Source organism: Microcoleus sp. Pol11C3 (assembly GCF_036701485.1).
Lineage (GTDB): Bacteria > Cyanobacteriota > Cyanobacteriia > Cyanobacteriales > Microcoleaceae > Microcoleus.
This window is the reverse complement of the sequence record NZ_JAUBQW010000186.1, coordinates 1-9539: the sequence shown is the minus strand read 5'-3', so window position 1 is coordinate 9539 and position 9539 is coordinate 1. Positions and strand designations below refer to the sequence as shown.

General features: G+C 46.0%; 10 protein-coding genes and 1 tRNA gene. 3 read left to right on the top strand and 8 right to left on the bottom strand.

Annotated elements, in window-relative coordinates:
- Positions 1-421 precede the first annotated feature (421 nt).
- Positions 422-577, top strand: coding sequence for a GYF domain-containing protein (locus tag QUA40_RS26110; protein WP_333131267.1), 156 nt, complete (start codon positions 422-424; stop codon positions 575-577).
- A 191-nt stretch (positions 578-768) separates the two neighbouring features.
- On the opposite strand, the gene QUA40_RS26105 is transcribed toward QUA40_RS26110, so the two are convergent.
- Positions 769-841: transfer RNA gene (locus tag QUA40_RS26105), tRNA-Phe, on the bottom strand.
- A 133-nt stretch (positions 842-974) separates the two neighbouring features.
- Between QUA40_RS26105 and QUA40_RS26100 the strand changes: the two genes are divergently transcribed.
- Together QUA40_RS26100 and QUA40_RS26095 are read left to right on the top strand one after the other, a co-directional pair.
- Positions 975-3638, top strand: coding sequence for a glycosyltransferase family 39 protein (locus tag QUA40_RS26100; protein WP_333131265.1), 2664 nt, complete (start codon positions 975-977; stop codon positions 3636-3638).
- A 66-nt stretch (positions 3639-3704) separates the two neighbouring features.
- The gene (locus QUA40_RS26095; protein WP_333131263.1) at positions 3705-4640 is read left to right on the top strand and encodes a cobalamin-binding protein; all 936 of its coding nucleotides are present in this window, start codon (positions 3705-3707) and stop codon (positions 4638-4640) included.
- A 138-nt stretch (positions 4641-4778) separates the two neighbouring features.
- Here QUA40_RS26095 and QUA40_RS26090 read toward each other — a convergent pair whose 3' ends face one another.
- The 7 genes from QUA40_RS26090 to QUA40_RS26060 form a co-directional block, all read right to left on the bottom strand.
- Positions 4779-5423: a fasciclin domain-containing protein gene (locus QUA40_RS26090; RefSeq protein WP_333131261.1), complete on the bottom strand. Its 645-nt coding sequence runs from the start codon at positions 5421-5423 to the stop codon at positions 4779-4781.
- Positions 5424-5588: 165 nt separating this feature from the next.
- Positions 5589-6371 carry an MBL fold metallo-hydrolase gene (locus tag QUA40_RS26085; protein ID WP_333131259.1) on the bottom strand — a complete coding sequence of 261 codons (783 nt, stop codon included), beginning with the start codon at positions 6369-6371 and terminating at the stop codon, positions 5589-5591.
- Between the two features lie 258 nt (positions 6372-6629).
- Entirely contained in the window at positions 6630-7217 is a 588-nt protein-coding gene (locus tag QUA40_RS26080; protein ID WP_190741181.1) for an anthranilate synthase component II, read from the bottom strand.
- Positions 7218-7394: 177 nt separating this feature from the next.
- Entirely contained in the window at positions 7395-7907 is a 513-nt protein-coding gene (locus QUA40_RS26075; RefSeq protein WP_333131255.1) for a diacylglycerol kinase family protein, read from the bottom strand.
- Between the two features lie 161 nt (positions 7908-8068).
- On the bottom strand, positions 8069-8605 hold the full coding sequence (ybeY, locus tag QUA40_RS26070) for an rRNA maturation RNase YbeY (RefSeq protein WP_333131253.1): 537 nt from the start codon (positions 8603-8605) through the stop codon (positions 8069-8071).
- Positions 8606-8811: 206 nt separating this feature from the next.
- On the bottom strand, positions 8812-9033 hold the full coding sequence (locus QUA40_RS26065) for a DUF3285 domain-containing protein (RefSeq protein WP_333131251.1): 222 nt from the start codon (positions 9031-9033) through the stop codon (positions 8812-8814).
- Positions 9034-9181: 148 nt separating this feature from the next.
- Positions 9182-9460, bottom strand: a complete 279-nt coding sequence (locus QUA40_RS26060; protein WP_333131249.1) for a tetratricopeptide repeat protein — start codon at positions 9458-9460, stop codon at positions 9182-9184.
- Between the last annotated feature and the right edge of the window lie 79 nt (positions 9461-9539).

Here is a 9539-nt window from a genome sequence, read left to right as displayed (position 1 = left end):
TTCTAATTAACTCATAATTTTGCATGGAATATCATTCTACTATGTATTTGTGTAATTAATTCTGTCTAACTACTTAACCCTAAGCGAAAGATTACGGTTGTGACTGATGCGAGTGAGGAATGGACGACGGAAAAGGTGGAAGTGGTGGTGAAAAAGAGTGGGGTTTGATTTAGAGATTTTTTTAAGAATGCTGCCAAAGCCTATATCCATCTGGGGTCATTTGTGTTTATCTGCGGTTGTAAGTCAAAAACTTGTTATTCCTGGAAAAGATTAGCCTCATCCTAATCTCAATCCTTTTTCAACATAAAAAGTTAAACAGGACTTACGCAACTGGCACTCAACTCAAAGCCACAAGTGGAATGAATCGGATGAAGCCTGTGAGACATCGACCCAGCCCACTCCTGAAGTTCCTCAATGGTACGTGTTTCGCAGCGGAGAAGCCAAGGGGCCCTATACCAAATTGCAATTATGGGAGATTCAGGAAATCACAGCCCGAACTAAAGTCCGGCGCGGGGAAGTCGAGTGGCAGCGCGCGGGTGAAATTCCAGAACTAGCTGGCTACCTCACTCAAAAATAAGACAGTTAAATAATTCACCCTAAAAACTATTCTCGGCGGGGGTGAACGCTTCTCCACAGCTTTAAATATTCACGTCGAACAGATTAATCAATCTCGTCAGCTAAACTTTCAGGCATATCAAGTTAGATAATTGACTGCATTGCCCGCATTTTTCCTAAAAAAAAACCCTCAACTTTGTGAGGGCTTTGCGATGCCAGGAACGAGACTTGAACTCGTGACACGTGGATTTTCAGTCCACTGCTCTACCAACTGAGCTATCCCGGCTTGTTTTTTCGCGCTTTACTATCTTAGCAGACACATACCGAATTTAGCAAGCACTTTTCTCAATAAATTTTTCGATCGCCCGGAACCGCCCCCCTGTAAGCTAAAAGCTGCAACCTAAAATCCAAGAATCGCAATGGCACAGCAACATCGGGACAGCGAGGGCAAGAGTCTGCTTGTCTTAGGCATAATTTGGCTGCTGGGGGCAATTAGCGATCGCCTCTGGTTTGCCCTCGATCGATCTGTACCCGCGTGGGATCAGGCAGAATACCTCACTAGCACCCTGAACTACTTGCAGGTGTTGCAGCATCCTCAGTGGTTTTCCGGGGAGTGGTGGACAAACTTCTGGCTACTTTCGACGAAAATTCCGCCCTTGGTGTACATCTTAACGGTTCCGTTTCTTCAGGTGTTCGGTACTGGGGGGGATCGGGCAACCCTCGTTCATTTATTATTTAGTGCCATTCTGCTCGCCTCAGTCTACAGTCTGGGCGTCCAATTATTTAACCGGCAAGTCGGTTTGTGGGCCGCTGCTATTTGCGTTTTGTTACCCGGACTTTATCGGTTCCGCTTGCAATTTTTGCTCGACTATCCCCTCACTGCGGCTATTACTTTTGCTTTCTATTGTTTGACAATGTGGAAGGCTTCTGAAGGAAGAAGGAAGAAGGAAGAAGGAAGTTCGGCAACGGATGTAACCAATAGAAGTCAGTTGGAGGAACGAACAAAGGAAAAGTATAAATTCTCCCCCTCCCCCACTCCCCCACTCTCCCCATCGTCTTTCTTTTGGGCGATCACCTTTGGAATTTCTCTCGGCTTATCAATATTAGTTAAACACACGACTGTATTATTTCTGTTTACTCCGATTGTGTGGTTGGCTGCGGGTGCTGTGCGGCACAAAGCTTGGGGAAGATTAGGTCAATTAGCAGGTAGTTTGTTGCTGTCAGCCGCTGTGTTTGGCCCGTGGGCGAAAACCAATTGGCTGTTAATTTTGACCGGGGGAAAACGGGCAACAGTGGATTCTGCGATCGCCGAAGGAGATCCAGCCCTCAATACGATCGACGCTTGGATTTACTACGGTCAACACTTACCCGAACACGTTTCTTTGCCTCTGTTACTTGTTCCCTTAGTAGGATTGATACTTTATTGGCGTCGCAGGCAAAATAGTTCGTCAATCTTGCATCTCAACTCATGTCGCTGGCTGGCTGTTTTCTGGGGAGGAGCTTATTTAATTAATTCTCTAAATATCAACAAAGACGACCGATATGTGATACCTTATTTACCAGTTTTATCTATTTTCTTAGCCTACTGTTTAACGCTGTGGCCTTCTCGGTGGGGACGACAAATTCGCTGGGGTACAATTGGCTTGGCAATTCTGGCGATGCTGTTCCATATCTGGCCGCTGGGAGGTGCTTTTGGACATAGCTTAGTTCAAATTATCAGTCCCGGCAATTCTAACTATCCTTACTTAGGGAAAGAGTGGCCGCACCGTGAGGTAATTGCAGAAATTATTGATAGGGAACCTTATTTGCAATCTACTTTAGGCGTGTTACCTTCGACGCCGGAAATTAACCAGCATAATTTGAATTTTTACGGTGCTTTGGCGAATTTTCAGGTTTACGGGCGGCAGGTGGGAACGAATTTAAAAGAAGTGCCGCAAGATGTGCGATCGCTCTCTTGGTTCGTAACTAAAAGTGGTTCGCAAGGTTCGATTCGCGAAGGGATTAAAAAGGCTCAAAATGCAGCGGTGGCTGCGATTGAAAAAGGTGATAAATTTGAGTTGGACAAAACTTGGGTTTTGCCAGATTATACTAATTTAAATCTTTATCACAAGCGGGTGCAGCCTGTCGAAATACAGCCGTTGAATGAAGCGCGATCGCAAGTACAATTAGATCGAGTTACTGTCGCTGCAAAAGCATTTCCCGGAGTCGCGCTGCCGATTACTTATACTTGGTCTGGGCCTTGGCAGGAGTTGCAGTCGGGTTTAGTGTTGGTAACATGGGAAAATCAGCAGTCTGGCAATATTTCATCGGGAAAGAGTTTCAGGATTTTACACGATCGCGCGATCGCCCAGGGGACGTTACATCCGGGGATTCTGGAAGCAGATAAATTTGGTGTGGGGTTTCGAGTTGTCGATCGCACCGCGATGCTTCCTCCTGCTAATATTGCACCGGGAAATTACAATCTGCAAGCTACTTATCTAAATCGGAAAACCGGGGAAACTTATCCGATTAAGGTGCCGGCAATTAGTGTTAAGATCGAGGCAGAGCCTCTGGATATGCGTTCTCAGGCAGAGCCTGGAAACGATGATAATACAGATAAGCCCGAGTTAGATTTGGTAACTCAATTGCGGGCGATGGCGGTTAATTTACCCAAAGGATTGCCCGGTTTAGAACCCGTGTTCGAGCAGATTGGCCGCATCAATCAGTACGATCCAATTCAAGATTATACCGTGCAAGCGGAACAAGCGTTAGAATATCGGTTGAAGCAGGAACCAAATAATCTAGAATTGGCTTATGCTTTGGCATTTTCTCGGGTATTGCAGCAGAATGTCAAAAGTGCGATCGCCGCGTTAGAAAAAGTTACCCAACTCGACTCAAAAAACCCTTACGCTTACGCCTATCTCGCTTTCGTACACCTGTACGGCTGGCATCCCAAAGCCGCTCAAACAGCCTTAAAACCTGCTCTCGCTCTCAACTCCAACCTACCGGAAATTAGAGTTTTAAACGGTGTAGCGGCTCTGATGCAAGGTAATCTCATTCAAGCATGGCAAGATTTGCAATACTTAAAAAAGTTGAAAGTTTAACACTCTCTTTTATTGTGGCACGGGCGTCCCGCCTGTGCTTCCGAATCGGTAAAAAACAGAAAACCAATGAACCAACCAAGAATTGTCTCTCTAATTCCCAGTGCCACCGAAATTGTAGCAGTTTTAGGATTAACCGATGCAATTGTGGGCCGTTCCCACGAATGCGATTATCCCCCAGAAGTCCAAAATTTACCTGTTTGCACTCAGCCTAAATTTAATCCCGAAGGAACTAGCAGCGAAATTCACAACCGCGTGACAGAATTGTTGCAAAATGCGCTGAGTGTCTATAAAGTAGAAATAGGTACTTTGGAAAAATTGCAGCCGACTCACATTATTACTCAAGCTCAATGTGAAGTCTGCGCTTGTTCTCTAACAGAGGTAGAACAAGCAGTAAGTACGCTGGTAAATAGTAAGCCAGAAATTATTTCTTTGCAGCCGAATTTGCTAGCAGAAATCTGGACGGATATTCAGCGAGTTGCTGATGCTTTGGGCGTAAATGGCAAAAGTGTGATCGACCTTTTGCAATCCCGCATCGATGCTATTACCTCGAAAATACAAGCATCATCTATTCTTACCACAAAAGAGAGAGTTCCCAAAGTAGCTTGCATCGAGTGGATTGAGCCTTTGATGGCTGCGGGTAACTGGATTCCCGAATTAGTGGCAATGGCGGGAGGCAATTCGCTGTTTGGAATTGTCGGGGAACATTCCCCTTGGTTAAAATGGGAATCGCTAGTAGAAGCTAATCCCGATGTAATTATTTTCATGCCTTGCGGCTTTGATTTAAGTCGCACTCGCAGCGAAGCAATGCAGATAACTAAATACGCAGAATGGCCTAATTTGCAAGCAGTAAAAACGGGGAAAGTTTACATAAGTGACGGCAATTCTTACTTTAATCGGCCGGGACCGAGATTGGTTGATTCGTTAGAAATTTTAGCAGAAATTCTCCATCCCGAAATCTTCGATTTTGGCTATCGGGGTAAGGGTTGGCAGCCATTTTTGTAAGTACCTGCAGCTAGCCAAAGCTTGATCTAGATTAATTCAGAATTGCCTGCCATACAAATAAGGACACAACATTGTTGTGTCCTTACTTCGCCTTCATTTAACCGAATCTGACATCAATTGATGCAAAAATGGCTATTTTTACATCCCATCAGGGGGCATCAACACCTTGTCAATTACGTGAATAACGCCGTTGCTAGCTTTGATATCAGCTTTCACAACATTAGCGCCACTGACAGTAACTTTGCCTGCGCTAACTGCCACGTTCAGCGAGCTGCCTTCCACACTTTTCACATCGCCGGATTTCAGGCTAGTGGATAAAACCGCACCCGGAACAACGTGGTAAGTTAAAATCTTAGTAAGTTTGGCTTTGTTGGCCGGTTTGAGCAAATCATCCAAAGTTCCTGTGGGCAAAGCAGCAAATGCCGCGTCAGTCGGAGCAAAAACAGTGAAAGGGCCTTTGCCTCGTAAAGTTGTAACCAAACCTGCTGCTGTCAAAGCCTTCGTCAGCGTCTTGAAATGAGCGTCGCCAGATGCAATAGCGACAATATCTTTAGTGGCGGCCATTGGTGCCGGTGAAGCCATTGGTTTGGGTGAAGCCATTGGTGCCGGTGAAGCAGCGGTTTTCACATTTCCTGCAACTTGTTGAGTTGGAGTTGCATTCTTCACATTGGTGTTGGAGTTGATGTGAGCCCCAGCCGGGAAACCAATCAACGCGCTAGCGCCGATTATTCCTGCGAAACCTGTGAGTTGTTTCATCCAGCTAGGTAAATTTTGATTTTTCATTGCGCTTGCATTTCCTTAGGAGATAAAACAGTGAACATGAATTGTTAAGTTAGCCAAATCTGGACAAAAGGCAAGGTTGCCAGAGGCTAAGGTGGAGAGAAATTTCTCTTACATCCCCGATCGACCAAAACTTCCTTACTATAACGCAAGCTGAGCAATCCGCCATCAACCGCTAAATCTGTAACTCAAAACCTCAATCACCGAACCAGTTTGGGGCAAGTCAGCAGATTTGATCGAAATCGTGTCATTATTCAATCGGCGCACCGGCGTACCATCCATCAGCGCCAAGAATTCATCTAGTGGCACCAAATCGCACGCAGCAGCATCGGCGGCTTGGGTTTTGAAATGTGTTGGAATCACCATCTTTGGTTTGAGAAGTTGCAAAGTTTGCTTCGCTTCCGCCGGAGTGTAAGCTTTCGGCCCGCCGCCCACGGGAATCAGCACTACATCGGGCCGCCCGATTAAGATTTGTTCTTCAATGCCGATCGGGCCAGCAACTCCGCCCAAGTGTAAAATCTTAACGCCCGCTTGCTGCCACAGCCAAGCCACATTGACCCCAAATCGTCGTCCTCCCTCACGGTCTTTTTCCGTCCGAATCCCTTGAATCCGCAGCCCGTTAGACCTGTAAGCCCCGGGCTCGTACAAAAGGCCGGGATTGCCCGCGAATCCGTCTACCGCCCCTTCATCGAGCAACCGACTGCTAATCAGAATCAAATCTGTTGGCACTTTAGGAGAGCGATAGCCTGCGGTACAGCCCAGGGGGCGAAAAGGATTCACCAGCACCCTCGCACCGCCTCCAGCGAACAAGAAGCAAGTGTGGCCCAACCACTGAACCGACAAAGAATCAGCAGTTTGAGCTTGATAGCTTTCCCATCCAGATGGTAAACCAGTTGCTAAAGCTGCTAGCAAACCCGTCTGTGCGTAACGTATTAATTGTCGCCGTTTCATCTTGTGGTTGCGGTTGTCGGGTGTTGGTCGTTTGTTGTTATACCACAAAACACCGCCAGTCGATTTTAGATTTTAGATTTTAGATTTACTTGCAGCATTGAATCTGGAATCTCGAACAGGAGTCTAAAATTTTGGATTCACCACGACGATTTTCGGGGGCTTGTATCCTTTTTGGGGCGGTTCAGGTGCGAAAATGTGCACCCTAGTCTTACCGTAAGGTGCTATAATAGCGAACCCTACAAATTCAGAGAAATTCAACTAAAGTCTTTCCAAGAAATTTCGCAATAATTGCTTTCCCGAAGTCGTCAAAATACTTTCCGGGTGAAACTGTACGCCTTCAATGTGCGGATATTCGCGGTGCCGCACGCCCATAATAGTTCCGTCTTCAACCCAAGCCGTAATTTCCAAAACTTCTGGACAACTCTGCTTTTCAATTACTAAACTGTGATAGCGAGTTGCAATCATCGGCGATTCGACGCCCTGAAAAACTCCGGTTCCTGCGTGTTCTACCTGAGAAGTTTTGCCGTGCATCAACACGGGTGCAGAAACAATTTTGCCGCCGAATACTTGACCGATACTTTGATGTCCGAGGCACACGCCTAAAATTGGCAGAGTCGGCCCCAATTCTTTGATTAATTCTAGAGAAATTCCCGCATCTTCTGGCCGCCCCGGGCCTGGAGAAATCACCACTGCTGCTGGCTGCAATTGGCGAATTTCGGCTAAGGAGATTTGGTCGTTTCGGTAGACTTGCACTTCGCTTGCTACCGGCAACTCAGCACCGAGTTCTCCTAGATACTGTACCAAATTGTATGTAAAGCTGTCGTAGTTATCGATGACTATAATCACGGGTTAAGTTAGATTTTAGGTTTTAGATTTTAGATTTTAGATTGACTCGCTGCCTGAAAGCAAGGGTTTCAAGATTTTAGATAGATGCCGGAGATAAAAATAGCTGCAATATAGACGAATAAAACTAAAAATCTTAAATTGGTCATCTAAAACCTAAAATTTTCTGGGTTCAATAAGTTACTGACGGGCGATCGCAATTTGAACGACTGTCCACAAAGGAGGAAGCAGAAGTGCAGCACCGACGATGATCGCAGCCATTGCCGATACCAAAACTGCTCCGGCAGCGCAGTCTTTGGCAATTCTGGCTAGTTCGTGGTAAGATTGCCCGACGGTCAAGTCTACCACCGATTCGATCGCCGTATTCAACAGTTCCATTGCTAAAACTATGCCAATGGTGACGCCGATCACAGATATTTCTACAGGTTGTAGTTGCAAAAATAGCCCGAGTCCGATCGCCAATGTGCCAATAACAGTGTGAATCCGAAAATTGCGCTGAGTTTCAAAAGCATACCGCAGACCCCCCCAAGCGTATCTAAAACTCGTAGCTAAGCTAGATGCGATTTTCCAGGAGAGCTCTCGGTTGTATTTCAAGGCTTTTTTAGGCTCGTGGACTGTCTGGCTAGAAGAGTCTTGAGGCATGGGCAGAAACTGTGCGATTTGTGATGAAATTGAGGGTCTATCTAGTGTCATAAAGAACCAACTTTAATTTACAGAGATGAATGAAAGCTAAACTTTTCAAATTAACTTCATCAAGTCTAGGTAACTTTTCTAAGTTTTTACTAAAGCTTTGGTTTAATTTCAGAAAGTTATGTTGGATGTGACATGATTTGTTAAATAACCATCAACTTCAGTTATGCTGTTTGGATCGTAAGACCGATCGCCCGCAGCAATGTTTCCTGTTGATCGAGCATTTGAGTCAGACTTTCTTCATCCGGGTGATCCCAGCCCAAAAGATGCAGAAAACCGTGGGCTGCCAGCCAAGCTAGTTCGGTCTTCAGGGGATGTCCTTGCTGCTGAGCTTGTCGGTTAGCTGTATCGATCGAGATGACGATATCACCCAAGTATAGGGGTTCCGATGACTGCATTTCCTCTAGCTGAGGACAGTCTACCTCTAAAGCTGCGAAAGCTAGTACATCGGTTGATCGATCTAGCTGGCGGTACTGGAGGTTGAGGGCTTGCATTTCCGTATCAGCGGTTAAACGCAGACTGACTTCGTAGGCCGGGGCCGCTGGCACATCCGCCGCCTGGTTTTCCAGCCAAACGCTAAACCAATTTTCCCAGGTTTCGGCCAAAATCTCCCCGCTGGCTGCACTCTCAGGGAGGTTGGAAGCGTCGGCTGACTGCTGGGCGAGCCCGTAACAGTCTTCGACGTTCACCTCAATTAACATTTTTTTGCTCTCCTGTCAAGGGATATATTCAATTTTTTTACAAATTCCAATTGCGCGATCGACCAGAATTACTTTTTGCTTTTAGCAGGCATCTACAATAATCTGTTGGAGATTGTAACGGGCCGGGAACACAATCAGCTTAACTCCCTATTTGTGAAAGATGAAAATAGAGCTCGAAATTAGAGGCTGATTGTTTCAATCCCCGATCAAGAATTGAAATATCGATCGAGAAAAGCCAAACCGACGAGTACGCCCAAAAGTCCGGCGGCTGTCAAGGCAAAATGAAACAGAGAAGTCGCCCGCTTGCGAACCATGTTCCGCATCGCCAGTTTGACATAACTCGGTGGAGGTGCAGTGTTTGTCAGCGCTGTGGGGGTTTCGGCGGCGGACTCTTCGGAGGCGGGAATTGCTGAGGGAGGTTGACTCATAGTGGTTAGTTTAGAAGGTTAACACAGAGGCTGCTGAGAACAGACTCGCCCCGATGGTAACAAATATGTAACGTTTTGTGTAGGAGTTTTTAGGTTTCAGATTGCCGCAGGCTGGTTTCGGGCGGCAGAGAATCGGGCTAAACTTTCTTCAGCCATTAGCCATCTGCTGAACTTTAGCAATAATTCGCCTCACTGTCTCCGCGTCGGGCGATCGCAAATGCTGCAAAATATCCAAAGATTGCTGCAAATAATTCAAGGCTTTCTCAAAATCTCCCTGCGATGCTAACAATTGTCCCAACATTGCGAAAGTAGCAGCTTTCCCTTGAACATCGCCAATCTTTTCCTTAAGTTCCAGAGATTGTTCATAAAGTGCGATCGCCTTGGCTACTTCCTCTTGATTGGCATAAATTATTGCTAGTTGGTGCACAGTATAGCAATCCTAAATCATTATCAAGACTCTGATACAATTATATGCAATACTTGATTGTGACAATAAAAAATGAATA

Excerpts from the sequence above, each read along its gene's own strand:
- QUA40_RS26100 (WP_333131265.1), top strand. The coding sequence starts at position 975 with ATGGCACAGCAACATCGGGACAGCGAGGGCAAGAGTCTGCTTGTCTTA.
- QUA40_RS26075 (WP_333131255.1), bottom strand. The coding sequence starts at position 7,907 with ATGACACTAGATAGACCCTCAATTTCATCACAAATCGCACAGTTTCTG.
- QUA40_RS26095 (WP_333131263.1), top strand. The coding sequence starts at position 3,705 with ATGAACCAACCAAGAATTGTCTCTCTAATTCCCAGTGCCACCGAAATT.
- QUA40_RS26085 (WP_333131259.1), bottom strand. The coding sequence starts at position 6,371 with ATGAAACGGCGACAATTAATACGTTACGCACAGACGGGTTTGCTAGCA.
- QUA40_RS26065 (WP_333131251.1), bottom strand. The coding sequence starts at position 9,033 with ATGAGTCAACCTCCCTCAGCAATTCCCGCCTCCGAAGAGTCCGCCGCC.
- QUA40_RS26090 (WP_333131261.1), bottom strand. The coding sequence starts at position 5,423 with ATGAAAAATCAAAATTTACCTAGCTGGATGAAACAACTCACAGGTTTC.
- ybeY (WP_333131253.1), bottom strand. The coding sequence starts at position 8,605 with ATGTTAATTGAGGTGAACGTCGAAGACTGTTACGGGCTCGCCCAGCAG.